The following is a 25,805-nucleotide window of genomic DNA, read 5'->3' as shown; positions in this document are numbered from 1 at the left end:
ACGCTCCTCGACGGGGGAGCGTGTCCGGACGTCGTCCGTGCCGAGGGGGCGACGAGCGAAGTCGCGCAGCCCGCCGGCTGGTGGGTAGCCTGAATTCACGCTGTGGCACCGATGAGGCGCCCCCGGCGATGCGGGTGGCGGACTCGCTGGTGTCGCGGGCGACGGCCTCCATCGGGAGTGCCGACGTCACACCTTCATACTCCGCCGGGCTCTTGGGCCGCCCGTGGCGACCTTCACCCCTTCCGGTCGAGGTCGCGCTCCGCGCCTGGCCGGCGTGTGGTTTCCGGTTCCGGCTCGACGAGGACAACGCCGACCTGTGCGGCGATGTCCGTGGCCGTACATCTGCTTCGTGTGGGTATGGCGAGGTCCATCCCCGCCCCTTCGATCCGCCGGGGGCCGTGGCAGGGGGCGTGTCCGCGTGGTCACCCCGGTCCGAGCCGCCACGGCATTCGTACAGAGGGAGAATCCCATGACCGAGAGGCATGCGCGGACCCCGGCCACCCCCGGCGTTCTGACAGATCCGCTGCGTAACCGCGGCGTGGCCTTCGCACCGGAGGAACGGGAGGCCCTCGGACTCACCGGGCGCCTTCCTTCCGGAGTGCTCACGCTCGAGCAGCAGGCTCAGCGTGCCTACCGGCAGATGCAGGTGCAGGGCAGTGACCTGGCCAAGAACGTCTACCTGGAACAGCTGCACGACCGCAACGAGACCCTGTACTTCAAGATTCTCGCCGAGCACCTGCCCGAGCTGCTGCCGATCGTCTACGACCCCACCGTGGGCGAGGCGATCGAAAAGTACTCCCATGAGTACCGGCGCCCGCGTGGCATCTTCTTGTCCATCGACCGGCCCGACGACATGGAGAAGGCGTTCGCCACGCTTCAACTCGGGCCCGAGGACGTCGACCTGATCGTGTGCACGGACGCGGAGGAGATCCTGGGCATCGGCGACTGGGGTGTGGGCGGGATCCAGATCTCGGTCGGCAAGCTCGCGGTGTACACGGCGGCCGCGGGCATCGACCCGAGCCGTGTCGTGGCCGTGTCGCTGGACGTGGGCACGGACCGGACGTCGTTGCTGGAGGACCCGCTGTATCTGGGCAACCGGCATCCCCGCGTCCGCGGCGCCGACTACGACGCGTTCATCGAGAAGTACCTCGAGACGGCCTCGTCCACCTTCCCGGACGCCCTCCTGCACTTCGAGGACTTCGGGCCCAGCAACGCGCGGCGGATCCTGGAGCAGTACGGCGGCCGTTACCGGATCTTCAACGACGACATGCAGGGCACCGGAGCCATCACGCTGGCCGCCGCACTGGCCGCCGTCAAGGTGAGCGGTGTGCGGATGCGGGACCAGAAGCTGGTCGTCTTCGGTGCCGGGACCGCGGGGGTGGGCATCGCCGACCAGCTGCGCGACGCGATGGTCCGCGACGGCGCGGATCCGGAGCAGGCCGCCGGCCAGGTATGGCTGATCGACAAGCAGGGGCTGCTCACCCGGGACATGACCGATCTGCGTGACTTCCAGCAGACGTACGCGCGCGATCCGGCCGAGGTCGCGGACTGGGTGAGGGACGGCGGCGCGATCTCACTGCTGGAGACGGTCCGGCGGGTCAAGCCGACGATCCTGCTGGGCACGTCCACCGTGCACGGTGCGTTCACACGCGAGGTCGTGGAGGCCATGTCCAAGGGGACCGAGCGGCCGATCATCTTCCCGATCTCCAACCCGACCTCCCGGATCGAGGCCATGCCTGCGGACGTCATCGCCTGGTCCAAGGGGAAGGCGCTCGTCGCGACCGGCATCCCCGTCCCGCCCGTGGCCCACGGCGGCGTGACCTACCGGATCGGGCAGGCCAACAACGCGCTGCTGTATCCGGGGCTGGGTCTGGGCACGATCGTCTCCGGGGCGTCCCAGGTGACCGCGGGCATGCTGCTCGCGGCCGCGCGGTCGGTCGCGGACCAGGTCGACGTGTCGGGGCCGGGTGCCTCGCTGCTGCCGTCGGTGGAGAACCTTCGGGAGTCCTCGGCGATCACCGCGACAGCGGTGGTCGAGGCGGCGCTGGAGGACGGCGTGGCCACCTGCAAGCCGACGGACATCGGGGAGGCAGTCCGGGAGGCCATGTGGCAGCCGGTCTACACCGATGGAGCGGCCTGATGAGCAGGCAGCACTCCACCGCTGGGCCGGACGGTCGGAACCGAGCCCCGAGGATCCTGGACATTCCCATCGGACTGCACGCGATCGGCACGCGGCGGGAGACGGACTCCATGGGCGCCGTCGACGTCCCCGCGGACCGCTACTGGGGCGCCCAGACACAACGGTCCCTGATTCACTTCTCGATCGGGGACGACCGGATGCCCAAAGCGGTCTACCACGCCTACGGCTACGTCAAGAAGGCCGCAGCCACCGTCAACGGGCGCGCCGGGCGGCTCCCGGCATGGAAGGCCGACCTGATCCAGCGCGTGGCCGACGAAGTCATCGCCGGCAGACTGGACGAGCACTTCCCGCTGTACGTGTGGCAGACGGGCTCCGGGACGCAGTCCAACATGAACACCAACGAGGTGATCAGCAACCGCGCCATCCAGCTGGTCGGCGGGGAACTGGGCAGCAAGTCGCCGATTCATCCCAACGATCACGTCAACATGGGGCAGTCCTCCAACGACACCTTCCCCACCGCCATGCACATCGCCGCGGTCAAGGAGATCCACGAGCACCTGCTGCCCAGTGTGCAGGCACTGCAGCGAGCCATCGAGACCAAGGCGCAGCAGTGGCACGACGTGGTGAAGATCGGCCGCACCCACCTGGAGGACGCCGTCCCGCTCACCGTCGGACAGGAATGGTCCGGCTACGCCCACCAACTGGGACAGGCGATCGACCGGGTCGCCAGGTCCGCAGAGGGTCTGTACGAACTCGCCATGGGCGGCACCGCGGTGGGCACCGGCCTCAACGCCCCGCCCGGATTCGGCGAGGAGGTCGCCGCCGACATCGCCACCGCGACCGGCTACCCGTTCACCACCGCGCAGAACAAATTCGCCGCCCAGGGCGGCCTGGACGCGATGGTCGGCGCCTCCGCCGGGTTGCGGGCGCTGGCCGTGCCGTTGATGAAGACCGCCAACGACATCCGCTGGCTGGCCTCGGGACCCCGCTGCGGCCTCGACGAACTCATCCTCCCGGCGAACGAGCCGGGCTCGTCGATCATGCCGGGCAAGGTCAATCCGACCCAGTGCGAAGCGATGGTCATGGTCTGTATCCAGGTGCTGTCCGAAGACGCGGCCGTCGCCTTCGCCGGCACCCAGGGCAACTTCGAACTCAACGCCATGCGCCCCGTCATCATCGACAACTTCCTGCACTCGGCGACGATCCTGGCCGACGCCTGCACCAAGATGCGCCAGTTCTGCATCGAGGGCACCGAGCTCCACCGCGACCGGATCGACGACTACGTCGACCGGTCCCTCATGCTGGTCACCGCGCTCTCGCCCGTGATCGGCTACGACAAGGCCTCCGCGATCGCCCACAAGGCCAACGACGAGGACACCACCCTGCGCGAGGCCGCCCTGGCCTCCGGCTACATCACCGGCGAGGACTTCGACCGCATCGTCAAACCCGCCGCCATGGTCGGCCGGACGTAGGACAAGCTTCCGGGCGGTTCGGGCCGACGGCTGTCCCGCTCCGTGGGACAGCCGTCGGCCCGGTCAATGAGTGCTCGGCGTCGGCAGTTCGAACCACACGGTCTTCCCGCGGCCGCTCGGTGAGTTGCCCCAGGCCGAAGCCGGTGCGGACACGATGACCAGCCCTCGTCCGCCCTCGGCCTGGTCCCACGCGTCGGCGACCCTGGGGCGGTCACTGATTTTATTCGGACGCTCTTCACGATCAACCAAGAACAACTAACTGGTTCTTTTGCTTTCGGCGGTGCACCGTAAGGGATGTGAACGCACGTATCGGATCCCGCAGCTTCCTCGCTCTGGCGGGCGTCGTAGTGCTCTGGGCCTCGGCCTTTCCGGCCGTCCGGGTTGGCGTCGACGGCCTGGGCGTGGCGGCGCTGTCCTTTCTGCGACTGGCCGTCGCTGCCGTCGCCTTGGCGGTGGTCGCGCCGTTCCTAGGGGTCCGGCGCCCCCGCCCGCGCGATCTGCCGTTGATCGCGCTCGCCGGTTCAACGGGCATGACCGCCTACCAGATCCTGCTCAACTGGGGTGAGGTGCATGTCTCCGCGGGCACCGCGAGCATGCTGATCGCCGTCGCCCCCGTCTTCAGTGTCGTGCTGGGAAGGGCGTTCCTCTTCGAACCGGTGACGCGCCATGTGGTCGTCGGCAGCGGCATCGCCATCGGCGGTTCGGTGATCGTCGCACTCGGAGGGGGCTCCACGGGGTTCTCCGTCGGTGCGCCGGTGGTCCTTGCGGCCGCCGTCGTGCAGGGCGTGTACCACGTCGTCTCCAAGCCCCTCCTGCGCCGCTACAGCGGCCTGGAGGTCACGACGTACGCGATGGTGGCGGGGACCGTCCTCGCCCTGCCGTTGGCCCCCGCGGCCCTGCGGGCCGTCGCCGGTGCTCCGCCGGAGGCCCTGGTCTCGGCGGCGTACCTCGGTCTTCTGCCCTCCGCCGTGGGGTTCGTCCTCTGGGGCTACGCCGTGGCCCGGCTGCCGTTGACGGTCTCCACGGCCGCCTTGTACCTGGTGCCGCCTGTAGCACTCATCGTTTCGTTCGTGTGGTTGTCCGAGGTTCCTCACGCCCTTGAGGTGGTCGGCGGTGTCGTCATCATCGCCGGCGTCGTGTTGATCAACCGACGTTCCCCCGCGTCCACCCGTGAAGGGCGCACCTCGGGCCCGCAGCCGCTTCCGCTTCGCGTTCCCGAGCGCACCCCCGCCTGCGACTGACCGCACGTGCCGCCTGCCCAAGGAAAGAGATCATGATCGACCTTCGTAGCGACACCTGCAGCCGCCCCACTCCCGCCATGCGTCACGCCATGGCACAGGCGGAGGTGGGTGACGACGTGTACGGCGACGACCCCACGGTGAAGGCGCTGGAGGAGAGGACGGCACACCTGCTGGGCAAGGAGGACGCCGTCTACATGCCCACGGGCACGATGACCAACCAGGTCGGCATCCGTGTGCACACCGAGCCCGGAGACGCGGTGCTGTTCGAGCAGAGCGCACACGTCTACCTGCTGGAAGGCGGCGCCCCCTCGGCCTACTCCGGAGTACTGCCCCGCCTTCTGCCGGGGACGCGCGGAGTCTTCACCGCCGAGGCCGTTCGGGCCGCCGTGGGTTCACCGCACCCGTTCTTCCCCTCGACCGTCCCCGCACCGGTGCGCCTGTTGTGCGTGGAGAACACGCACAACAACGGCGGTGGCACGGTCTGGCCGCTGGAGGCCCTCGGCGCCGTCGCCGCCGTGGGCCGTGAGCGGGCGCTCGCCCTGCATCTGGACGGGGCTCGGCTCTGGCACGCGAGCGTTGCCTCCGGTGTCAGCGAGGCCGAATACGCCGCCCCCTTCGACACCGTCAGCGTGTGGGCTGACCACCTTCACCACCGAGCTCTTCCACAGCCAGGACCTGGCGCTGCGCCCCTACCCGGGCGAGGCCTCCAGCTTCCGGGCGGTGGACGAGTGGGCGGCGATGGGCCTGGGCGCGGCACTTCTGCCCCGCTCCAAGATCACACACGAGCACTCCAGCTGCCGCGCCCTCCTTCAGGGCGGGGTACCCGTCGAGATCGCCTACGAGGCCGTCTGGGACTGCGACACCCCCCTCGGGGCCGACCTGGACGAGTTCGTCACGGCGCTCATCGAGGCCGGGCAGGCCCCACCGGCTGCGCACGCGACGGCAGGTCGGGGCGAGAGGGATTGACAGAGGTCACGGGTGCGCGCCCCCGCCGCCGAGCCAATCCAGGCGTGAGCCGCCCCGACCGCCGTTCGCACGCGAGGGCGACCGTGCAGGCCGCACCAGGACGGCTCCGTGAACACCCGCGGATCTAGGCGGAGTCCCCCGGTGGCAGGATTTGCTCCGCCCAGATGATCTTGCCGTCGGGGATGTAGCGGGTACCCCAGTGCTGGGTCATCTGGGCGATGATGAACAGGCCCCGGCCCCCTTCGTCGTCGCTGGCGGCGTGGCGCAGATTGGGCGCGGTGTGCCCGGTGTCGGAGACCTCGCAGATCAGGGTCAGGTCGCGGATCAGACGTACCTGGATCGGGCCGCCGACATAGCGGATGGCATTGGTGACCAGTTCGCTGACGATGAGCTCGGTGGTGAACACCAGGTCGTCCAGTTCCCAGTCGGCCAGTTGCTTGCTGATCGTGGTGCGGAGCGTGGCCACCGCCGCCGGGTCCGCGGGCAGTTCCCACTGGGCGACCTGGTTGCGGTCGAGCAGACGGGTGCGGGCCAGGAGCAGCGTCGCGTCCTCGTCCACGGGGCCGGGCAGCAGGGTGGCCACCGCACGGTCGCACAGCGTCCCCAGCGGCCGCCGGTGATCAGCCAGGGTGTGGGCCAGCTGACGGAGCCCGGCATCGTAGCTGTCGGCCGCCTGGAGGAGGCCGTACGTGAAGACGGCGAGGAGACTGCCCGGCCGGAGGTCCAGTTCGGTGCTCTCGTAGGGCGGGCCGCCGACCCCCAGGGGTGGGCCGGGCGGCAGTTCCGGAAAGCCGACGGCATCCGTGTCCGGCTCGACGACCGCCAGTGGCGACTGGCCGGCCCGTGCGAGGCTGCAGCGTCCCGAGACGGGGTCGTAGACCGCGTAGAGGCAGGTCACCCCCCTGGCCTCGTCGTCGTGCGATCGCCCATGGCCCGGGGGGTGGCCGGCTCCGTTCTCGTGCACGGTCTGCTCGACCAGGTCGTCCAGGCGGGAGAGCAACTCGTCCGGGGCCAGGTCCAGCCGGGCCAGGACCCGTACGCCCGTGCGCAGGCGCCCCATGGTGGCGGCGGCGCGCAGGCCGTGACCGAGGACGTCGCCGACGACCAGGCCGACCCGCGCGCCGGACAGCGGGATGACGTCGAACCAGTCACCACCCACACCGGACCCGCTGTCGGCGGGCAGGTAGCGGCTCGCCGCATCGACGGCGGTGTGCGGCGGCAGGCTGTGCGGCAGCAGACTCCGCTGCAGCTTGAGAGCCGCCGAGTGCCCGCGGGTGATCCCCAGCATCAGCACGAAGCCCAGCAGCAGGGCGCCCAGGCCGATGACCGTGACGCCGCCCGTCGGTCCGATCAGCGGCAGGTCGACCGTGGTCTGGCCGAACCCGGGGTTCGCGTAGACGTCGAAGGTGGCGTAGAGGAACAGGCAGAGCATCGTCAGCCCGCCCAGCCCCGGCAGAATGCCCTTGAACACCAGGTCCTTGGTGCTGCGGGTGAGCACCTTGCGGTGGTACCAGAGGCAGGCGAAGCCGGTCAGTCCGTAGTAGAACGTGATCGCGAGACCGACCGAGTTGAGTGAGTCGGTCAGGATGTCCCGGCTGAACGAGGCGAGCAGGATCAGGACGCCGATCGAGACCGCTCCCATACCGACGGTCGACCAGGTCGGGGTGAGGAACCTGCGGTGGACGCGGGCGAAGCGGGCGGGGACGGCCTTGTGGACCGCCATGGAGAAAACGGTTCTGGCCAGGGGCAGGATGGTGGTCTGGGTGGAGGCCAGCGCCGAGGTCAGCACCATCAGGACCAGCAGTCTGGACAGGAGCACCCCGAGGTCGCTGCTCCCGAACACGGCGTCGCCCAGCCCGGAGAGCACATCGCCCGAGTGGTCGGCGTTGCCCAGCCCGGTGCCCGAGGTGCCGACTCCGGCGAACGACTGCGCCGAGGTGGACACCAGCCCGTAGGTGAAGAGCAGCAGCACGGTGGAGACGAGCGCGGCGCGCCCGGGGACGCGCCGGCTGTCGACGGTTTCCTCGTTGACGGTCACGGCGGTGTCCCAGCCCCAGTAGAGGAAGACCGCCGCGAGGACGCCCGAGGTCAGCGCCTGCGTCGAGGACACCTCGAAGGGGTTGAACCAGGAAGCGGAGACGTGCAGCGACGTTACCGGGCCACCGTTGTACACCCTGACCAGAGCGGTGACGGCGAAGAGGAGCAGCACCCCCACCTCCACGCACAGCAGCCAGCGCTGGACCGCGGCGGAGATTTCGATGCCGACATAGCAGATCGCGGTCATCACGGCGATCCACATGATGCCGGCGACGGTGGTCCACAGCCGGTCCGCCGCCAGCGCGTCGTAGCCCACCAGCCGGAAGCCGTAGATGCCGGCGATCTCGGCGAGGTTCGCCATCACAAGGATGTCGGCGACGATGATGCCCCAGCCGCCCATCCAGCCGGTGCGCGGGCCGAAGGCGCGGGTCGCCCAGGTGAAGGTCGTGCCGCAGTCGGCGTTGCTCGCGTTGAGCTCCCGGTAGGCGTACGCGATCAGCAGCATCGGGACGAACGCCAGCATGGTGACGATCGGGGCCCGCAGTCCGACCGCCGCCACGATGAGGCCCAACGTGGCGGCGAGGCTGTAGGCGGGGGCGGTGGAGGCCAGCCCGATGACCACCGAGGAGAACATGCCCAGGGCGCCGTTCTTGAGCCCCTTCCGGCCGGCCCCCGACCCGGGAGCGGGGCGGCCGGCGGACACGGCGCCGCCGAAGAGCCTCACGCCTGATTTCAACTCCCGGCCTCGCCCGTTCGCAACACCACCGGGCAGCCGGGGAGGCGGACGCCCTGTGCGGCGTCCGGCGCCGGGCAGCCACCGCAAGTGGCCGCAAGGGCCTGGTCCCGGCGGGTCCGGCCACGCGTTCGTGCGTCGGGCATGATCCCTCCTGCCGTGACCGTTACCCGAGATTCGGGACGAGTCGGGTGTATGGCACTGCCACTACCCTGCCCCGTACATCCTGGATTAACAACAAGTGCACCTTTTCCGCGGTGCGTCAGGCCGCCGGGCGGAGGGGGCGCACCGCGACGGCCGCGGTCCCCGCTGTCGTTCCGGGTGCGTCAGGCGGACCATACCGAGTAGCGGGTGTCGCAACGCTGCAGGAGAGTGCGCCTGCGGTCATGAGGAAGGGCTGAGGTCATGCTCTGGGCATCGTGGACGACGACGGGGGTGTTCGCCGGGCGTGGGGGCGCCCGCACCGACGAGGACGAAATCATCACCGGCGACCTGACCGTGCACACCACCTGGGACGGCAGCCAGGCCGATGTGGCCGTCCAGTACAGCGGTGGGTCACAGTGGTTCACCCTCGCCGGAAGTCCGGTGCCCTGCCTCTCCGAGCAGGAAAGCCGGTACCTGCACCAGGAAGTGGTTGAAGCCGTGAGGGCCGGCGGCGGTGCCACCGTTCCGCAGCACCAAGGGGACGGCGGACCGTCCTGATCACCGTCGGCGGCCCGTCCGGGCACGGTGCCGGAGGCCCGTGATGCGGCGCGGCGCTCACCGCAGCGTTCCGCACACCGCGGACCTGCGGGTCGAGGCGTGGGGCCCGACCCGTGAGGAATGCCTGGCGCAGGCCGTCCGGGGTGTGTGCGAGTCCTTCCTGGACCTGACGGGAGCGGCCGGCGTGCGTACGCGGAAGGTGCCGGTGCGGGCCGACAGCGACGCGGACGCTCTGGTGGCCCTGCTGGAAGAGGTCGTGTACTGGCTCGACACCGAGGACGAGGTCCCGGTCGACATGGAACTGACCCCGATCGCCGGCGGCCTGCATGCCGTTCTGCGCATGGCCGACGGCGCCTCGCTCCCGGTGACGGGCGCCGCCCCGAAGGCGGTCACTCTGCACGGTCTGGAAGTCGCCGGTGGGCCGCAGGGCTGGACCTGCTCGGTGACGGTCGACGTGTGAAAGGGCGGCCGTACATCCTTCCGCGCCGCCCGATCCACGGGCGCGGCTGCCGACCGGATTGCCGCGCAATACCATGGAGTCAGAGGACAGGGACGAAGAGAAGCAGCCGCGCGCAACGCCTTCCGCCCCTGGGGCACCGGTGACGGGCCGCCACCGGCGGGCGCCGCCGGTCCACCTGCCGAATTCTCCATCACCTGGTCGTCGCGGTGCCGCACACCGCCAGGGTCACGGCGCCGCATTCCGTCAGGCGCAGGGACGCCACCGACAGACCGGAAGGGAAGATTCATGTCCGTCACACACCCGCCCGACTTCGAGCGCACCATCCACACGGCGAACATCTGGTTGAAATCGGTGTGCGAGGGGCTTGGGACCGAGGACCGCCACCTTGCCCACCGGGTACTGCGCACCTGGATGCACACGCTCCGGGACCGGCTCACCGTCGATGTCGCCGCGCACTTCGCCGCGCAGCTCCCCGAGTTGATGCGAGGCGCCTACTACGACGGCTGGGACCCCAGCATCGTGCCGATCAAGTACGACCGCGCGGGCTATCTGAGCCGCTTCTCGCACGAGGCCAGGGTCTCCACCGAGGAGGTCCCCCGGATCGCGGCCGCGGTCACCTCGGTCGTACGCGAGCATGTCTCGCCCGGGACACTGGAGTCGGCGCTGGAACAGATCCCGCACGACATCCGGGACCTCCTCCTTCAGCCGGCCTGACGGCCGGTGGGCCGGGGCGGGGCAGACGGCGGCTCCGTCACCGGGACGGCGGCCGCCCGACGGACGGTGACGGCGATGGACATCACGCTGGTGCCGGAGGGTCCGTACCGGTTCCGCATGGACCGGTGCGACCCGATGAGGGTGCCCGGAGTGGTCTTCGCGACACGGGACCTGCTGCCCCGGTCGGCCGGTGACAAGACGCTGGAGCAGGTGGCGAACGTGGCGACGCTGCCCGGCATCGTGCGCGCCTCGTTCGCCATGCCCGACATGCACTGGGGGTACGGCTTCCCCATCGGCGGGGTCGCCGCCACGGACATCGACGCCGGCGGGGTGGTCTCGCCCGGCGGCGTGGGATTCGACATCTCCTGCGGCGTGCGGCTGCTGGCTGCCGACATCGACCGTGAGCCGCTGGCCCCGCGGATGCGCAGGCTGATGGACCTGCTCGGCGACACGGTCCCGCGCGGGGTGGGACGGGGCGGGCTGTGGAAGCTGTCCGGCCGGGCACAGATGGAGAAGCTCCTGGTCGCGGGTGCCGGGTACGCGGTCGAACAGGGACATGGCGTACCGCGCGACCTGGAGCGTTGCGAGGACCACGGAGCGCTTGAGGGCGCCGATCCGTCTCAGGTCGGGCAGCGGGCCGTGGACCGCGGGCTCCAGCAGGTGGGCAGCCTGGGCTCGGGCAATCACTTCCTGGAGGTACAGGCCGTGGATCGCGTCTACGACGCCGGGGCCGCGGGCGCCTTCGGACTGCACACCGGCCAGGTGTGCGTCATGATCCACTGCGGCTCACGCGGTCTGGGCCACCAGGTGTGCAGCGACCACGTCCGCGTCATGGACCAGTCCCTGCGCGCGTTCGGCATCCGCATCCCCGACCGGCAGCTGGCCTGCGCCCCCGTCGTCTCCGCACCGGGCCGCGCCTACCTCGGGGCGATGGCGGCTGCCGCCAACTACGGGCGCGCCAACCGGCAGTTGCTCACCCAGGCCGCGCGCCGTGCCTTCGCCACCGCCGCGCAGGCGGGTCTCGACCTGGTCTACGACGTCTCCCACAACACCGCCAAGATCGAGACCCATGACGTGGACGGGGTGGCGCGCCCGCTGTGTGTCCACCGCAAGGGTGCCACCCTGGCGCTCCCGTCCGGCCACCCCGACCTGCCCGCGGACCTCGCCGCGTTCGGGCATCCCGTGCTGGTTCCGGGCACGATGGGAACGGCGTCGTACGTGATGGTCGGCGCCGCCGGCAACGACGCGTTCTCCTCCGCCGCCCATGGTGCGGGGCGCGTATGGAGCCGCCACCAGGCACTGCACCGGGTCCGCGGCGAGCAACTGCGCGACGAGCTGGAGTCCCGGGGCATCTCCGTCAGGCCGTCCTCCTGGCGCGGGCTGGCCGAAGAGGCCCCCGACGCCTACAAGGACGTCGACGTGGTGGTGCGCGCCGCCGAAGGCGCGGGGCTCGCCCGGCCGGTCGCCCGCCTGGTCCCGCTCGGCGTCGTCAAGGGCTAGCTAGGGGGCGCGCGGAAGACGGCCCGGCGGGGGAATCGAGCACGCCGCCGGACCGCCGCGGGGTCGGCCTTGTGACCGGGAACCCGGCGCGCCGGCGGGCTGCCTGGCGACTGCTTCCGGCATCCGCCCGGAAAGCGGTCCGGCCGTGTGCACCCGTCGGTGCGGCATGCGGCATGCGGCATGCCTCGGCCGTCCCCAGGGCAACCGCCGTTGTCGGTCCTGCGTGGAAGGATGTGCGCACACCGGGGCGGGACCGTACGCGTGGGGAGGGACGGCGTGGGGACGGCGGGGAGCGGGGCGGCGTCGGCCGGGCGGAGGGCGCGGACGCTGTGCGCCGAGGGCGCGCGGCTGTACGACGCCGCGCATGCCCTGCTCGGCGACCACGGCCGTGCGCTGGACGCGGTGCGGGCGGCCCTCGCACCGCTGCGGGCCGAACTCGTCGCGCAGGAGCTGGCGGAGATCCCTGTCGCCCGGCTGAAGGGCGTCACCGAGGGCCGGCTCAGGATCGCGGCGATCGAGGCGGCCGGGTTCACCTCCGTCGGGGACGTCCACCGGGCGACTCGCTACGAACTGCGGCAGCTGCCCGGGGTGGGCGAGCAGACCGCCGATCGGGCGCTCGCCGCCGCCCGGCAGATCGCGGCGGCCGTCGAGGAGACCGTGCGAGCGCGTCCTGTTCCTCACCGGCACGCCGATGGAGAACCGCGTCGACGAGTTCCGCTCACTGGTCCGCCACCTCCGCCCCGAACTGCTGCCCGCGATCCACCAGGGCACGGCAGCCGCCGGACCGCAGGCGTTCCGTGCCTCGGTCGCCCCCGCCTATCTGCGCCGCAACCAGGAGGACGTCCTCACCGAACTGCCCGCGCTGGTGCAGACCGACGAATGGGAGGAGCTGAGCTCCGCCGACCGGGACGCCTACCGCGAGGCGGTGGCCGAGGGGAACTTCATGGCCATGCGCCGGGCCGCTTACGCCGATCCCAGGCATTCCGCCAAGCTGCACCGGCTGCGCGAACTCGTGAGGGAGGCCGCCGAGACCGGGCTGAAGGTGGTGGTGTTCTCGTACTTCCGCGAGGTGCTCGCCGCCGTGCGGGACGCCCTCGGCGACGGGGTGGTGGGGACGGTCTCCGGCGGTGTTCCCGCCGCCCGCAGGCAGCGCCTGGTCGACGAGTTCGCGGCGGTCGACGGACACGCGGTGCTGCTCGCCCAGACGGAGGCGGGCGGCACCGGCCTCAACCTTCAGGCGGCTTCCGTGGTCATCCTGTGCGAGCCGCAGGTCAAACCGACGCTGGAGCACCAGGCCGTGGCCCGCGCTCATCGCATGGGGCAGATACGCACGGTCCAGGTGCACCGGCTGCTGGCGCCGGACAGCGTGGACGAACGGCTGCTGAGCATCCTGAAGAACAAGGACCGTCTCTTCGACGCCTACGCGCGGCGCAGCGACGTCGCCGAGGCCACCCCCGACGCCGTGGACATCTCGGACGCGGCTCTGGCCCGCCGCATCGTCGAGGAGGAGCAGCGCAGGCTGGCGGGCGCACCGGCCTGACTCCCGGGCCCGGGCGCGCCAGGCCGCCTCGGCCGTGCGGCGGGCGTCGAAGCACGGGCCGGGAGTGCGCACTCGGCTCAGCCGCCGGACGGACCGGTGCCTGCGGCCAGCCCCGTCTTCAGACCCGCCCCGCACAGCGGCACCACCGCGCCGCGTGCCCCGAGCTCTCCTTCCCGCACCGCCGCCCAGGACACCACTCCCGTCGACTCCACGTACAGCCCGCGGGACGCCAGATCCAGTTGGGCCTCGCGGATCTGATCCTCCGTCACCGTGAGGAACCTGCCGCCCGAGTCACGCACCGCGCGCAGGATCTGCCGGGCCCGAGGCGGCCGGGGGATCGCGATGCCTTCGGCGAACGTGGGTGCCGTGGCAGTGGCGTCCACCAGGTCGCCGGCGCCCTCCTGCCAGGCGTGCGCCAGCGGTGCGACCGCCTCCGCCTGCACCGCGTACAGCGCCGGCCGCCGTTCGATCAGACCCGCCGTGTACAACTCGGCGACGGCCAGGGCGGCGCCCAGCAGCAGCGTGCCGTTGCCGACGGGCAGTACGAGCACGTCCGGGAGCCGGCCGCCGAGGTCCTCCCACAGTTCGTGGACGTAGGTCTTCGTGCCGTGCAGGAAGAACGGGTTGAAGACGTGCGAGGCGTAGAACACCTCCGGCTCGTCCGCCTTCTCGCGTGCCGCCCGCGCCGCCGCCTCGCGGTCGCCGTCGACCACGTGCACCCGTGCCCCGTGCGCCCCGATCTGCTCCAGCTTCTTGGGCGAAGTGCCCGCGGGAACGTACACCGTGCAGGGCAGTCCGGCCCGGGCGCAGTACGCGGCGATCGAAGTGCCCGCGTTTCCACTGCTGTCGGCGACCACCTCCCGCGGCTTCAGCCGCAGCGCCAGTTCGGTCAGCAGCACCGCGCCCCGGTCCTTGAAGGACAGTGTCGGCATCAGGAAGTCGAGTTTGGCCGCGACGCCGTCCTCCAGCTCCACGAGCGGCGTACGGCCCTCACCGAGGCTGATCGAGGGCGTCGGCAGCGGCAGCACCTCCGTGTACCGCCACAGCGAGTTCACCCGTCCGCCGAGGGATTTGAGCGGGGCGGGGGTCGGCGCGAAGTCCAGATCCAGTGGACCCCGGCAGACGGGGCAGCACCAGGCGAAGGACTCGGCGGCGACGCGTGTGCCGTCCACCGGGCAGTAACAGTCCGGCAAGGGTGTCATATGAGCAGGGTAGATGCCCGTTGCCCATGACACTGCGTTAGGTGTGCGTGGCGTCCGTGCCGGGCGCGTACTCCTCCTCGTGGTCCTCGTGGTCCTCGTATTCCTCCTCGTACTCGGGGAAGGGCAGAGGATCGGTGACCCAGCCCGCCGCCAGGACGAGGCGGGAGGTGCGGTGCACCGCGAGGAAGCCGAAGGGGCGGTCGAAGACGGCCTCGACGGTGGTCGTCACATGGCGGCGCTCGGGCATGGCCCCGCCGGGAACGGCGCCGAACGCGGTCACCGCGGCGGCGCGGAAGCCCAGCGCGCCGAACCGCGCTGTCACCGACTGCCCGGCGGAGCCGATCGCCAGAGGGAAGCCGCTGATGCCGGGGAAGTGCCCGCGTGTGGAGTCCGACGCGGCCGTGAGGCCGAACAACCGGTGCCGATCCAGCAGATCGTGATGCGCCGTCATGTCGTAGGCCACGGTCGTCACGTCGAGACGGGGCGGCTGCGGTGTCTCGCAGCGCCTCCGCCGCACGCGCAGACCCGGCCCCACCTCTCCGAACGGCAGCCGGGTCCCGGGCACGGACGGATACCGGCCGAGGAGGACGTCCACTCCGGCCCTCAGCACCCCGGCAGGCGTCATCCGCTCCTCGCCGAGCAGCAGATGGACGTCGATGCCGTTGGTGCCCAGCACCTTCAGCTCGGTGACGGGCCCCTCGGGTGTGTCCGCCAGGGCGACCCGGTCCAGCAGGACGCTCTGCCGTCTCAGCCCGAGCAGCGTCCGGTGCCGCCACGGTCCGTGCTCCGGCGTGAGGGGCCACTCCTCGAAGGGGCGCAACCACTCGGTCCGCAGGGCGAGCGCGCTCGCCAGGACGAGTTCGGTGTCCTCTTCCAGGGCGACCGGCACGCGGTCCACCAGGCCTCCGGTCTGCTTCCGCGCCCAGGCGTCGAGCGCGCCACGATCGGTGTCCAGGTCGTCCGTGAGCACCCCGTGCGTCTCCGCCGGCAGCTCCTCCTCCCACTCGGCACGCAGTTCCAGGGTCCGCTTGGTCCACAGCCCGAGTGCCGCGTCGAGCCCGCGCATCGCGCCCAGGGCGCCGAGCAGTTCCCGTGCGGCGGGTGCCGCCCGGTCCGCGGAGAGCCCGACCGCGTCGGCCAGTTCGGCCCGAGCGTCACCTGCGGCTCCGTCCGCGAGGAAGGCGAGCAGAGGCCAGACTCCGACGGCCGACAGGACGGTGCCGCCCTCGACCACCCCGGCCCATCGGGCCGTCAGTCCGTTGACCGCCTCCGCCGTCGCCCTGGTCACCCGCATTCCGTCCCCACCCTCGCCGCGCCTACCATGCGCCCGTACATCTGTTCTGCGCACTCCGACGAGGAGCACGGTACCCGTGTCCATACCCCCGCCACCGGGACCCCAGCAGCCCGGGGGCCCCCACCCGCAGGGTCCCTACCAGCAGCCCTACGGACCCGGGTCTCCGTACCAGCCCTGGGGACAGGGGTACTCCCCCTACAACCGTCCGGCACCGGTCAACGGGCTCGCGGTCGCCGCGCTCGTGCTCGGCATCCTGTGCTTCCTGCCCGCCGTCGGCCTGGTCCTCGGCCTGATCGCGCTGGCGCAGATCAGGCGGCGCGGAGAGCGCGGCCGGGGGCTCGCGATCGGCGGCATGGTGGTGTCCTCGCTCGGACTCGCCCTGTTCGTCCTGGTCTTCGCGACGGGCGGCGCGCACCAGTTCTGGGAGGGCTTCAAGGACGGGGCGCGCGGCGCACGCGGCAACGGCGTGCCCTTCTCCGTACAGAAGGGCGAGTGCTTCAACGCGCCGGGCGGCGCGCTCGAGGGCGAGGCCTACGACATCGACAAAGTGGCCTGCTCCGGCAAGCACCAGGCCGAGGTCTTCGCGAACTTCACCCTGCCGGACGGCAGTTATCCGGGGGACGCCGCGCTCGGCGAGAAGGCCGACACCAAGTGCTACACGCTCCATGCCGCGTACGCCATGGACTCCTGGGCGATCCCCGACGACGTGGACGTCTATTACTTCACGCCCACCCGCGAGAGCTGGGCCTACGGCGACCGCGAGGTCACCTGCATGTTCGGCAACACCGACGAGAAGGCCTCCCTGACCGGCACTCTGCGCCGCGACGCGACGACCCTGTCCGCCGATCAGCTCGCCTACCTGCGGGCGGACGCGATCCTGTACGACGCGTTGGAGACCGCTCCCGACGCCGAGTACGTGGAGGACGATCTGCCGGGCCACAAGCAGTGGGCGGCGCGGGTGGCCGCGGCACTGGCCGACCAGACCCGCGAACTGCACGGCCACGCCTGGCGGGACGGTGCGGGAGGGCCCGTCACCGGCCAGGCTGCGGCCCTGGACCGGGCCCGCACGGAGTGGGGGAAGGCGGCGGAGGCGACCGATGCCGACACCTTCTACATCCATTACGACCGGGGAAGCTCACTTCTGGAGGGCCGTGCGGCGGTCACCGCCCGCAAAGCTCTGGGCCTCGCCACGACTCCGCCGTCGCGCGCCGAGGACGGCGACGGGGGTGGCGACAGTGGGTCGGACGGTGGAAAGAAGGTGTGACGGCGGCCAAAGCGGGGAGAAAGTGCCTGTGCAGGGCCCCGGCGCGCCCAAGTAATCACATCGAGTGATTCTCTGGCCTGTGCTTGCACAGTACAACCCACGGTTGCCACGCTGTTGCTGTCTGTACAAGCTGATGGGAGCGGCCAGTGACTTTCGGTGAGCAGCCGGCGTATCTGCGTGTCGCGGGTGATCTCCGCAAGAAGATCGTCGACGGTCTGCTGCCACCGCACACCCGCCTCCCCTCCCAGGCCCGTATCCGCGAGGAGTACGGCGTCTCGGACACGGTCGCCCTGGAGGCGCGCAAGGTCCTGATGGCCGAGGGGCTGGTCGAGGGCCGTTCCGGGTCGGGCACCTATGTCCGGGAGCGGCCGGTGCCGCGCCGCGTGGCCCGCTCCGGGTTCCGGCCGGAGAGCGGTGCCACCCCGTTCCGCCAGGAGCAGGCGGACGCCTCCGCGCGCGGCACCTGGGAGTCCCACAGCGAGGGGACGGAGGCGAGCGGTGTCATCGCCGAGCGGCTGGCCATTCAGCCGGGCGACCGCGTGATGTGCACGAAGTACGCGTACCGGGACGCGGGCGAGGTGATGATGCTCTCCACATCGTGGGAGCCGCTCGCCGTCACCGGCCGTACTCCCGTGATGCTCCCCGAGGAGGGGCCGCTCGGCGGCATGGGCGTCGTCGAGCGCATGGCGGCCATCGACGTGATCGTGGACAACGTCACGGAGGAGGTCGGTGCCCGCCCCGGACTCGCGGAGGAACTGCTGGCGCTGGGCGGCGTCCCCGGGCATGTGGTGCTGGTCATCCAGCGGACGTACTACGCGTCGGGCCGCCCGGTGGAGACGGCGGACGTGGTCGTGCCGGCGGACCGCTACCGGGTGGCGTACCACCTGCCCGTGAAGTAGCGGGGCGAGCACCCGGCCCTCCTCCTCAAGTCCCGCTCGACCGCCCCGAGTCGGCTCTCCGCTCCCCCAACAGGGCTGCGCTCTCACGCGGTTGCGATCCGGTCGTTCTCCCCGCCGTGACTCGGTCTGCCGTGTGCACGCCCGGGGCGTATTGAGCGGCGCATTCGACGGTGCGCGCCCGCTCCGGTGTGGCTGGTTGCGTATCTCTTTGTGAAAAGCCGTATTCGCTGAGTAAAGGTTAGGCGTAGGCTCGGGCATATGCGCAGTGCGGTTTCCTTGGTGGGCGGGTTGCGGCGAGAGCCGGGGACGGGAAGTGGGGGGACGCGATGAACGACAGCACGGTCGCTCTTCCCTGGCTCGTCATCCGGCAGGACGACAGCGGCAACCGCTATCGCGTGGGCAGGTACGCGACCCGTGCCGAGGCCCAGAAGATCGTGGACAGCCTCGAGGACCGCGGACACAAACAGCTCTACTGGGTCGAGCGCATCGGGCAGAACGGAGGCAGGTGAGGCGGGTCCGTCCCGGGCGTGTGCCGCGGCGCCCGCTCCCGTAGGCTCCGGCGCATGACGCAACCGATCGTGGTGGTCGGAGCCGCCCTGGTGAGTGACGGCCGCCTCCTGGCCGCCCGCCGCAGTGCACCTGCCGACCTCGCCGGGCACTGGGAGCTGCCCGGCGTTCATTAGGCAAGTCGGTTGTCGGGTGCGGAGTCGTCGGATGCGGCGGCGGAGATTTTCGGTCGACTGCTGTCGCGGTCGGCGATCGTCGGGAGTGCCGTGCGCCGGTACATCCTGGCAACGGCCGCGCACTGCAGGGCCATGGAGGCTGCCATGGCCAAGCAGATGCCGGGCAGTCCTGAACCCGACAGGCCGTACGCAAGCGCCAGTTGAAGCATCACCCCCCACGTGGTGATCCGCGCAAGGGCGGGGCTGCCCCCGCTGCCTTCGAACACCCCGCCCAGCGCGATGAAACAGGCGAGCAGTACCAGGTACGGCCCCAGGCATCGCAGGTAGAGCGTGCCGGCCTCGGCTACCGCGCCTTCACTGCCGAACGCCCGCATGATCCACGGCCCGGCAGTGAGCAGCGCCAGCGTGGCCGCGAGCCCCAGCGCCCCGGCGAGAAGCAGCGCCTGCCGCCCGATGGCCCGTCGCTCGTCGTGTCCGGTGCCGAGCAGGTGGGAGGTGCGGATGGCAGCGGCTTGACGTACCGAGTAGAAGGCCATGGTCGCGACGTACATGGCCTTGGTCGCGATTCCGTAGGCGGCGACTTCGGTGACACCGATCCGGGCGACGATGGCTACGAGGGCGAGCGCACCCGTCATCCGCACGACGAAATCGGCTGACATGGGCAAACCCGTCGCGGCGACCCTACGGGCATCGGAACCGAGTGGCCTGGTCCGGTCCAAGGGCGCCCTGGCTGCCTGCCGTAGGAGGGCGTTGCGGCGCAGCGCGATGAATCCGCAGGCAAGCGCAACCGTCCGGCCCAGCATCGTGGCGATCGCGGCCCCACGGACCCCGAGCCCGAACCCGAGGATGAGCAGGGGATCCAGCGCGAGGATCAGTCCGTTGGCGAGCATGGCGAGTCTCATCGGGGTACGGGTGTCGCCCGTGCCCTTGAGGATGCCGTCGATGACGTTGGTCGCGAAGAACACCGCGATTCCCGGCAGCGCGATCGAGAAGTAGCCGGTGGCGAGGGGCAGCGAGCTGTCTTCGCCGCCTCCGAGCACGAGTCGGGCGAGTGGCTCGCGGCACAGGAACCCGCCTACGGCGACGACGGGCGTGACGATCGCCCACAGTGTCCAGCCGCCGCGCACGGCGGAGCGCATCGCTACCGGATCCTCCGCGCCTCTGGCCCGTGCGACCAGCACGGTCATGCCCGACCCGGCGACGAGGATGACGCCGAGCAGCAGGTTCTCCAGGTTGGTGGCGACGGCCACCGCGGCGACCGCCTCTCCGCCGAGCCTCGCCACCCAGATCATGTTGATGATCCCGGCGGTGACGCCCGCGAGCAGTTCGAAGTAGACCGGATACGCCAGCGACACCAGCTTGCGCCGGTTCTCTGTTGCCCTCATGACCGCACACCCTCTTTTCGCTGTACCTCGAATAGAGGTACAGCGAAAAGAGGTAGCATGACCGCACGAGACGGGCAAGTGTCCGGATAGCCGCAGGAAGGGGTTCGGCCGCGTGCTGGAGCTGTCGATTCTGGGTTTCCTCTGCGAGGAGCCCTTGCACGGATACGAGCTGAAGACCCGCATCCAGGGCCTCAGCGGCCACATTCGCCCCGTCAGTGACGGCGCGCTCTACCCGGCCATCACCAGGCTGGTGAAAGCGGGCCTGGTCAAGCAGCGCACCGAGCCCGGAAGCGGTGCGGCACCCCGGCGGATCCTTTCCCTCACCGAGGCGGGCCGCGTTGACCTGCAGGCCCGGCTCCGGGACCCCAAGGACGCCGAAATCACCGATGGGCAGCGCTTTTTCACGCTGCTGGCGTTCCTGCGGTACCTCCCCGACCGGGCAGAGCAGGCCGCCGTCCTCCGCCGTCGACAGGCCTTTCTCGACACTCCGGCGAGCTTCTTCTACCGCGACGGCGAGCCGGTGCGGGCCGAGGAGGCGCCGGATCTCTTCCGGCAGGGCATGCTGCGCATCGCCCGCGCGACGGGTGCCGAGGAGAAACAGTGGCTGGCCGAGGCGATCGCGACCCTGGAGGGCTGACACCGGCCCGGCGGACGCGTACCGGTCTCGTTAAGGTCCTGCCTGACGCGGGTTCCGGAAAGCGAAGGCGGAGTGATGACGGTCCTGATCGACACGGTGGCGTGGGTGCGTGTGGAGAACGGCAGGATTCTCTGCGCCAGGCCCAGGGGAAAGGACGTCTTCTACATCCCCGGTGGCAAGCGGGAGGGCGCGGAGAGCGACCTGGAGACCCTGCTCCGTGAGATCAAGGAGGAGCTGACCGTGCTCCTCAATCCGGACAGTGCGCTGCACGTGGGCACGTACGAGGCCGAGGTGCCCGATCTGCCGGGAGGCGCTGTGGTGCGTATGAGCTGCTACACCGCGGATTACCAGGGGAGCTTGGCGGTGAGCAGTGAGATCGAGGAGATGGCCTGGTTCTCGTACGCGGACCGCCCGTTGGTGCCACCGGTCGATCAGCTGCTCTTCGACGACCTCAAGGCCGGCGGCGAATTGAGGTGAGACGGCGCTTGGGGCAGGTTCTCCTGCTGGGCAGACCGTGTCCGGATCCAAGGTGCTCGCGGTGCTGGTGTTCACTTGCGGGGAGGCTGGCGGCGTGCGGGCAGACTCGTGACTCGGGCGGGCCCGCTGCCCTCGCGGGCGGCATGCAGCTCCAGGTCGAGCTCGGCGACGAGCCGGCGAAGGGTCGCGGTGACCTCCCGTTCCTTGGCCAGCGCGGACATGGCATCTGTCAGCTTCTGCTTCAACTGCGTGTTCTCGTCGGCCAGGGACTGGGCGAGGACCGGCGTGTGCTGCTGTGCGCGTGCCCTGGCCTGGAACTCCTCGACAAGGTCCTTGTGGGTGCTGTAGACGACGTCTCGGCGCAGGCCGGACTCACGCAGTAGCTCGGTGACGGTGAGACGGCCGGACTCCGAGCGCAGGGGGGCGCCTTCCAGGAGGCGGTCGGCCGCGGCTCGGAGTGCTGAGCGCTCGGCGCCGAGGTCGCGGGGGCGGCGGGTGGTCATGCCGGAGCTCCTTCGGTGTGGCTCTGCTCGTGACGGTGGATGAGCGAGGTGATGCGTTCGGCCTGTGCCGTGGCCCGGTCACGCAGGGGCTGGGGTGCCAGCGGGTCGGATGCTGCCGCCTCCCAGTCGCGGAGGTCCTGTTTGCGGTGGGCGATGTCCCGGTCGGTGAAGGCCAGATTGGTGCAGGTGGACCGGCACTCGCTCTCGTCGGGGCCGGCCGGTTCGGGCAGGCCCTGGGCGAGGCGGGCGGCGCGGCAGGCGGCTGTTTCGGGGCGCCAGACGCAGGTCATGCCCTCTCCGTGGTGCACCCGGGGATCCGCGTCGGCGAGGAGTCGCGCGGCGCTGCGGGGGCTGATGACTGTACGGCCGGGGAAGTCGGCCGAGCCGGCGACCCGGCGGCGGTATTCGTCGGCGGACGGTCCGCTTACTTGCTCGCCCGCCGCGAGCCGCTGGGCGTCGTCGCTGATCTGCTCCAGGACGAGTTCGAGCTTCTCGACCGCGATGTCCTGCAGCCACTCGGTGTCTGGTGCGCCCGCGTAGTTGAGCGTCACCTTGGTGTCGACGTGGCCGTACTGGAGGGCTGCTGCGATGAGGCCGCGCGGGCGGCGGACGATGAAGCGGGCCAGAGTGCGCCGGAAGCGGCTGGCGTTGAGATTCCCTGACGGGTCCGTGGGGATGGGGTCGGTTCCGTCGACGCGGCGAAAGGTCTCGTTCACCCAGCTCGCGAAGTCTGTGATGTCGCGGTTGATGGAGTTGCAGGTACGTGCGTGCACGTCCGAAGCGCGGTGGGTGCCGCGGTGGAGCTGGGCAGGAAACAGGTACGGCTTGTCGTGCAGGGATTCGAGCAGGGCGATGGCGTCGTGCACGGGTGCGACCACGACCCAGGGGCGCAGGGGTTCGGCGGTCTCCGGGGCGTCGGGGGCACGGTCGTAGCCCTTGCCCCGTCGGCCGTTGACCAGGAGCTGTCCGGTCGCCTCGTCCGTGCTCCGGCAGCCGCGGCGCAGGGAGAGCACTTCTCCGGGGCGCATGCCGGACAGATAGCACACCACGATGAACAGAGCGCCGCTCAGGAGCCGCCACAGTCGGGGGAGTTCGTGGATGGCGAGGGGAGCGTTCCGCCAAGGACGTCCCTGGATCTGACCGGTGATCGTACCCACGGCGCTGTCGGGCGCGACAGGCAGCTGCTGCCCGGAGATCAGGCGCTGCTGTGCGGTACTCAGACCGCCGTTGCCCGGCAGCCCGACGAGCCGTTGGACGTGGCGGTAGTTGACCTGGTGAGGGTCCGTTCCAGGGAGCCCGGGGAGGGGCGTTCCCGTGCGGCGGCAGTGATCCACGTACGCGATCAGGCGGTCACTCACGGGGCCGGAGTAGGCGGTCTGGGAAGGATGCTCGCCCAGCTTCAGCTCGGTGTACTCGCGCCACGCGGCGCAGATGTCCGGACCGATCTGGTCGACCATCAGCAGAGCCCAGGCCAGGAGCGGCTCCATCGTTTCGTCCTGGATGCGGGGCCTCCTGTTCTCCCCGTTCGTGGCCCTCAGTCCGACGAGGGAATTGGCGGTCAGGTCCTGCCAGGGGTACGCGGTGCCCAGGCGACAGGGACCCGGCACCAAATCGCGGAACAGCCACAGGGTGCGTACCGCGCACACGGCGTCCGCCTTGCGCGCGGGCGACTTGGCGAGGCGCAGCACATGGCTGAGGTACTCGGCGAGGTCCTGCTCGGTCACCTCGGCGATATGGGCGAGTGAGTGCTCCGACATCCAGTGGGCGAACAGCTGGAGGTCTGCGGTGAGGACGGGCAGCGAACCGATGCCGATCAGCGAGGCCGCTGATTGGCGGCCGCTGGGCTCGACCGGCTGGGGATGGTCAAGGGCGGCCAGGAGTACTGCACGGAACTGGCGTCGCAGTGGCTCCGGAAACGGAAGGAAGCTGATGTTGCCGACCTTGGTGTGCGGGTCGGGATGAGCAGGGCGGATGTGCCAGATGTCGTCGCCGAAGCGGGAGAGGCCGGCGGTGTCCGTGCCGAGCCGGACGGGCCGGTTGCGAAGAACGGCCACATGGTCGGCCGGCCAGGGCACCGATACGGCCGCAGGGATGGGGGAGGAGTGCGCGAGGGTGGTCATCGCAGGTCGGTCCGTCCACTCAGGAGCGTGTCGATCAGAGCAGCGTGCCGGGCTGTGACGGCGACGCGCGCGGCAGTCTGCTCGGCGGCGCTGTAGTGGTCGAGGATGCTCTGCAACCTCGCCAGGGGCAGCGCGTACCGGGCCTGCCAGGTCTGGGGATCAAGGTTCGGCCGGAGTGCTGCCAGCCGGTCGTGCAACGCGATCTGTACGGGCAGCTGGTGCGGCAGAGCACGGGCGTTGGCGCAGTTCAGGCAGCCGTTCAGGAACGAGGCAGGGCAGGCCTCGCCGATCGGGGCATGAGGGCTCTCACGGTGGTCGCGGCAGGCGACGACGCCGGTGTCCCGTTCCCCGGAGGCCATGCTCTTCAGCACCTCCAGAGCCAGCCGGGCCTCGGCGGCCGCCGCCTCCGGGTCCCGGGCAGCGAGCGAGAGGAGCCGAGGAGAGAGCACCGCGACATCAGCAGCGGTACGGGCCTTCGCCACCTGTTCCTCCAGCGCCTCGGCCACCACCTTCTGGCTCTGCTCGCGCACCGTCTCGCTGCGCCGGAGGTAGTGGTCGCGCAGGGTGTTCCGGCTGTTCGACGCCGGGCGGCGCTGGATCTCCAGTGCCGTCTGGCGGATGCGGCGCACGTCGATTCCTGGCAGTCCGTTCTCGCCGTCACGGGTGACCGGCGGGAAACCTCGGGACCTGGCCCACCGCTCGATACGGATCTCGTCCGACCAGCAGGACCCCTGCCCACCCCGATCGCTGGCGCGACGGTTGACGAACGCCCCGGTGCTGCCCGTGATCCACCGGGCGGGAGCGGTCAGTTCGAGCAACAGGTCGTAGATCCGCAACGGGGAGTGGAACAGCGGCTCGTCACTGGATGCCTGCTCAAGGACGGAGCTGAGGGACGCGGGGAGGTCCTCGACGGCGGCCACCCGGTGTTCCGACTCAGGGCCACGGCGAGGTTTGCGCTGTTCCACCAGCGCAACGGACGAGGCTCCCGTCCCCCCGTCCGCCCGTCGGTACACGGCGGGCCATTTCGCCACCGTGCCGAGGTTCTCGGCGGTCAGCGCGGCCAGGAGCAGGGCGAAGGCGCCGGCCTCCTGCTGGGACAACGACAGCCTGCGCATCACCGACACCACGCCGCCGTGCCGTTTGACCTCGGCAGTTCCTTCTCCGTCACGAGCGCGTGGCACATCGCCGCTGGTAGCGAAGATGTCCAGCAGACCGCCGAGTTCGGCCTCGGCACTGCCCGCCTCCAGTTCGCCCGCGCGGAACTGTTCCAGGAGCCGCAGGCCGCCCCGGATCCGGTCCCGGCACAGCCGGACATCCCGCCGCAATGCGGTCATGATCTGCTGCCATTCGGCCTCGGAGTACGCTGTGATCTGCTCGGACACCCTCAGGACGGGCAACCGTGTCTGGAACAACTCACGCCGCGCCGGTTCCGGGAGCTCCGCGCAGCCGCGCAGCGCGATCCGCAGACGGGCCACGCAGGTCCGACGGGTCTGCGGATCCTCGTACCGGGACTTGAAGGCCCGGATGTGCTCGGCCGTGATGTCCGACGGATGCCCCGGCGACGGTTCGCACTCCGCGAGGGACCGAGCGAAGTCCCGTACGACCTGGTACCCGGTGCGGAAGGACTTCGCGCGCTTCACTCCGCTGCGGGCACCCGCGCGCTCGGCCAGCCGCCGGACCAGCCAGTTCCGTACCGGCTCCGACACCGGCAGGTCGGAACAGTCGAACCGGACGGTCCGCCCGGTGCTCTCCTCGTGAAACAGCACCACCGCACCCGACACCCCGCCCGGCAGCCGCTCGGGCGGAGCCCAGCCGGACGGCGGAAGCGCCGCCCTG

20 protein-coding genes and 3 pseudogenes are annotated in these 25,805 nt (G+C 70.7%); 16 read left to right on the top strand and 7 right to left on the bottom strand.

Features of this window, described 5'->3' with window-relative positions; genetic code table 11:
• Positions 1-469: 469 nt before the first annotated feature.
• The 5 genes and pseudogenes from VXC91_RS03650 to VXC91_RS03630 all read left to right on the top strand — a co-directional run bounded on the left by VXC91_RS03650 (position 470) and on the right by VXC91_RS03630 (position 5,819).
• A complete protein-coding gene (locus VXC91_RS03650) occupies positions 470-2,140 on the top strand; it encodes an NAD-dependent malic enzyme (RefSeq protein WP_329505030.1) in 1,671 nt (556 codons plus the stop codon).
• Complete coding sequence (gene fumC / locus VXC91_RS03645; protein ID WP_329505028.1) at positions 2,140-3,612, top strand: class II fumarate hydratase; 1,473 nt, start codon at positions 2,140-2,142, stop codon at positions 3,610-3,612. The genes VXC91_RS03650 and fumC overlap by 1 nt, the downstream gene beginning before the upstream one ends.
• A gap of 296 nt (positions 3,613-3,908) precedes the next feature.
• Entirely contained in the window at positions 3,909-4,853 is a 945-nt protein-coding gene (locus tag VXC91_RS03635) for a DMT family transporter (protein WP_329505027.1), read from the top strand.
• 32 nt (positions 4,854-4,885) lie between these two features.
• Positions 4,886-5,425 (top strand): annotated as a pseudogene (locus tag VXC91_RS46920) (threonine aldolase family protein); the annotation flags it as partial.
• Between the two features lie 13 nt (positions 5,426-5,438).
• Positions 5,439-5,819, top strand: a complete 381-nt coding sequence (locus VXC91_RS03630) for a LysR substrate-binding domain-containing protein (RefSeq protein WP_329505025.1) — start codon at positions 5,439-5,441, stop codon at positions 5,817-5,819.
• Between the two features lie 124 nt (positions 5,820-5,943).
• Here the strand turns inward: VXC91_RS03630 and VXC91_RS03625 are convergent, their stop codons facing one another.
• Entirely contained in the window at positions 5,944-8,580 is a 2,637-nt protein-coding gene (locus VXC91_RS03625) for an amino acid permease (protein WP_408057325.1), read from the bottom strand.
• A 414-nt stretch (positions 8,581-8,994) separates the two neighbouring features.
• Here VXC91_RS03625 and VXC91_RS03620 point away from each other — a divergent pair, with 414 nt between their 5' ends.
• The 5 genes and pseudogenes from VXC91_RS03620 to VXC91_RS03600 form a co-directional block, all read left to right on the top strand.
• Complete coding sequence (locus VXC91_RS03620) at positions 8,995-9,291, top strand: hypothetical protein (protein WP_329505024.1); 297 nt, start codon at positions 8,995-8,997, stop codon at positions 9,289-9,291.
• Positions 9,292-9,334: 43 nt separating this feature from the next.
• A complete protein-coding gene (locus tag VXC91_RS03615) occupies positions 9,335-9,751 on the top strand; it encodes an archease (protein WP_329505023.1) in 417 nt (138 codons plus the stop codon).
• Between the two features lie 285 nt (positions 9,752-10,036).
• The gene (locus tag VXC91_RS03610) at positions 10,037-10,465 is read left to right on the top strand and encodes a DUF2267 domain-containing protein (RefSeq protein WP_329505022.1); all 429 of its coding nucleotides are present in this window, start codon (positions 10,037-10,039) and stop codon (positions 10,463-10,465) included.
• 75 nt (positions 10,466-10,540) lie between these two features.
• Entirely contained in the window at positions 10,541-11,965 is a 1,425-nt protein-coding gene (locus VXC91_RS03605; RefSeq protein WP_329505021.1) for an RtcB family protein, read from the top strand.
• A gap of 658 nt (positions 11,966-12,623) precedes the next feature.
• Positions 12,624-13,505 (top strand): annotated as a pseudogene (locus VXC91_RS03600) (helicase-related protein); the annotation flags it as partial.
• Between the two features lie 77 nt (positions 13,506-13,582).
• On the opposite strand, the gene VXC91_RS03595 reads toward VXC91_RS03600, so the two are convergent.
• Together VXC91_RS03595 and VXC91_RS03590 are read right to left on the bottom strand one after the other, a co-directional pair.
• Positions 13,583-14,707, bottom strand: coding sequence for a threonine synthase (locus tag VXC91_RS03595; RefSeq protein WP_329505020.1), 1,125 nt, complete (start codon positions 14,705-14,707; stop codon positions 13,583-13,585).
• 37 nt (positions 14,708-14,744) lie between these two features.
• Entirely contained in the window at positions 14,745-16,001 is a 1,257-nt protein-coding gene (locus tag VXC91_RS03590) for a serpin family protein (protein WP_329505018.1), read from the bottom strand.
• A gap of 76 nt (positions 16,002-16,077) precedes the next feature.
• Here VXC91_RS03590 and VXC91_RS03585 point away from each other — a divergent pair, with 76 nt between their 5' ends.
• The 4 genes and pseudogenes from VXC91_RS03585 to VXC91_RS03570 form a co-directional block, all read left to right on the top strand.
• On the top strand, positions 16,078-17,265 hold the full coding sequence (locus VXC91_RS03585; RefSeq protein ID WP_329505017.1) for a DUF4190 domain-containing protein: 1,188 nt from the start codon (positions 16,078-16,080) through the stop codon (positions 17,263-17,265).
• Between the two features lie 146 nt (positions 17,266-17,411).
• Positions 17,412-18,164, top strand: coding sequence for a GntR family transcriptional regulator (locus tag VXC91_RS03580; RefSeq protein WP_329505015.1), 753 nt, complete (start codon positions 17,412-17,414; stop codon positions 18,162-18,164).
• A 326-nt stretch (positions 18,165-18,490) separates the two neighbouring features.
• Complete coding sequence (locus VXC91_RS03575; RefSeq protein WP_329505013.1) at positions 18,491-18,673, top strand: SPOR domain-containing protein; 183 nt, start codon at positions 18,491-18,493, stop codon at positions 18,671-18,673.
• Positions 18,674-18,727: 54 nt separating this feature from the next.
• A pseudogene (locus VXC91_RS03570) lies at positions 18,728-18,838 on the top strand (DNA mismatch repair protein MutT); the annotation flags it as partial.
• A 5-nt stretch (positions 18,839-18,843) separates the two neighbouring features.
• On the opposite strand, the gene VXC91_RS03565 reads toward VXC91_RS03570, so the two are convergent.
• Positions 18,844-20,232 (bottom strand): MATE family efflux transporter, encoded by a 1,389-nt coding sequence (locus VXC91_RS03565; RefSeq protein ID WP_329505012.1) that lies wholly within the window; start codon positions 20,230-20,232, stop codon positions 18,844-18,846.
• Between the two features lie 112 nt (positions 20,233-20,344).
• On the opposite strand from VXC91_RS03565, the gene VXC91_RS03560 reads away from it, so the two are divergent.
• The gene (locus VXC91_RS03560; RefSeq protein WP_329505011.1) at positions 20,345-20,869 is read left to right on the top strand and encodes a PadR family transcriptional regulator; all 525 of its coding nucleotides are present in this window, start codon (positions 20,345-20,347) and stop codon (positions 20,867-20,869) included.
• A 75-nt stretch (positions 20,870-20,944) separates the two neighbouring features.
• The gene (locus VXC91_RS03555) at positions 20,945-21,346 is read left to right on the top strand and encodes an NUDIX hydrolase (RefSeq protein WP_329505010.1); all 402 of its coding nucleotides are present in this window, start codon (positions 20,945-20,947) and stop codon (positions 21,344-21,346) included.
• Positions 21,347-21,417: 71 nt separating this feature from the next.
• On the opposite strand, the gene VXC91_RS03550 is transcribed toward VXC91_RS03555, so the two are convergent.
• Genes VXC91_RS03550 through VXC91_RS03540 form a run of 3 tightly spaced genes read right to left on the bottom strand, consistent with a single transcriptional unit; the run spans position 21,418 to position 25,738 of the window.
• Complete coding sequence (locus VXC91_RS03550; RefSeq protein ID WP_329505009.1) at positions 21,418-21,849, bottom strand: hypothetical protein; 432 nt, start codon at positions 21,847-21,849, stop codon at positions 21,418-21,420.
• Positions 21,846-23,969, bottom strand: coding sequence for an integrase (locus tag VXC91_RS03545; RefSeq protein WP_329505008.1), 2,124 nt, complete (start codon positions 23,967-23,969; stop codon positions 21,846-21,848). Before VXC91_RS03545 ends, VXC91_RS03550 begins: the two co-directional genes overlap by 4 nt.
• Positions 23,966-25,738, bottom strand: a complete 1,773-nt coding sequence (locus VXC91_RS03540; protein WP_329505007.1) for a hypothetical protein — start codon at positions 25,736-25,738, stop codon at positions 23,966-23,968. Before VXC91_RS03540 ends, VXC91_RS03545 begins: the two co-directional genes overlap by 4 nt.
• Between the last annotated feature and the right edge of the window lie 67 nt (positions 25,739-25,805).

It is taken from the genome of Streptomyces chiangmaiensis (assembly GCF_036281785.1).
Classification (GTDB): Bacteria; Actinomycetota; Actinomycetes; order Streptomycetales; family Streptomycetaceae; genus Streptomyces; species Streptomyces chiangmaiensis.
The sequence above is the reverse complement of the archived record's forward strand: the minus strand, read 5'-3'. Positions and strand labels throughout refer to the sequence as shown.

Excerpts from the sequence above, each read along its gene's own strand:
- VXC91_RS03650 (WP_329505030.1), top strand. The coding sequence starts at position 470 with ATGACCGAGAGGCATGCGCGGACCCCGGCCACCCCCGGCGTTCTGACA.
- fumC (WP_329505028.1), top strand. The coding sequence starts at position 2,140 with ATGAGCAGGCAGCACTCCACCGCTGGGCCGGACGGTCGGAACCGAGCC.
- VXC91_RS03620 (WP_329505024.1), top strand. The coding sequence starts at position 8,995 with ATGCTCTGGGCATCGTGGACGACGACGGGGGTGTTCGCCGGGCGTGGG.
- VXC91_RS03615 (WP_329505023.1), top strand. The coding sequence starts at position 9,335 with ATGCGGCGCGGCGCTCACCGCAGCGTTCCGCACACCGCGGACCTGCGG.
- VXC91_RS03610 (WP_329505022.1), top strand. The coding sequence starts at position 10,037 with ATGTCCGTCACACACCCGCCCGACTTCGAGCGCACCATCCACACGGCG.
- VXC91_RS03605 (WP_329505021.1), top strand. The coding sequence starts at position 10,541 with ATGGACATCACGCTGGTGCCGGAGGGTCCGTACCGGTTCCGCATGGAC.
- VXC91_RS03595 (WP_329505020.1), bottom strand. The coding sequence starts at position 14,707 with ATGACACCCTTGCCGGACTGTTACTGCCCGGTGGACGGCACACGCGTC.
- VXC91_RS03590 (WP_329505018.1), bottom strand. The coding sequence starts at position 16,001 with ATGCGGGTGACCAGGGCGACGGCGGAGGCGGTCAACGGACTGACGGCC.
- VXC91_RS03575 (WP_329505013.1), top strand. The coding sequence starts at position 18,491 with ATGAACGACAGCACGGTCGCTCTTCCCTGGCTCGTCATCCGGCAGGAC.
- VXC91_RS03565 (WP_329505012.1), bottom strand. The coding sequence starts at position 20,232 with ATGAGGGCAACAGAGAACCGGCGCAAGCTGGTGTCGCTGGCGTATCCG.
- VXC91_RS03555 (WP_329505010.1), top strand. The coding sequence starts at position 20,945 with ATGACGGTCCTGATCGACACGGTGGCGTGGGTGCGTGTGGAGAACGGC.
- VXC91_RS03550 (WP_329505009.1), bottom strand. The coding sequence starts at position 21,849 with ATGACCACCCGCCGCCCCCGCGACCTCGGCGCCGAGCGCTCAGCACTC.
- VXC91_RS03545 (WP_329505008.1), bottom strand. The coding sequence starts at position 23,969 with ATGACCACCCTCGCGCACTCCTCCCCCATCCCTGCGGCCGTATCGGTG.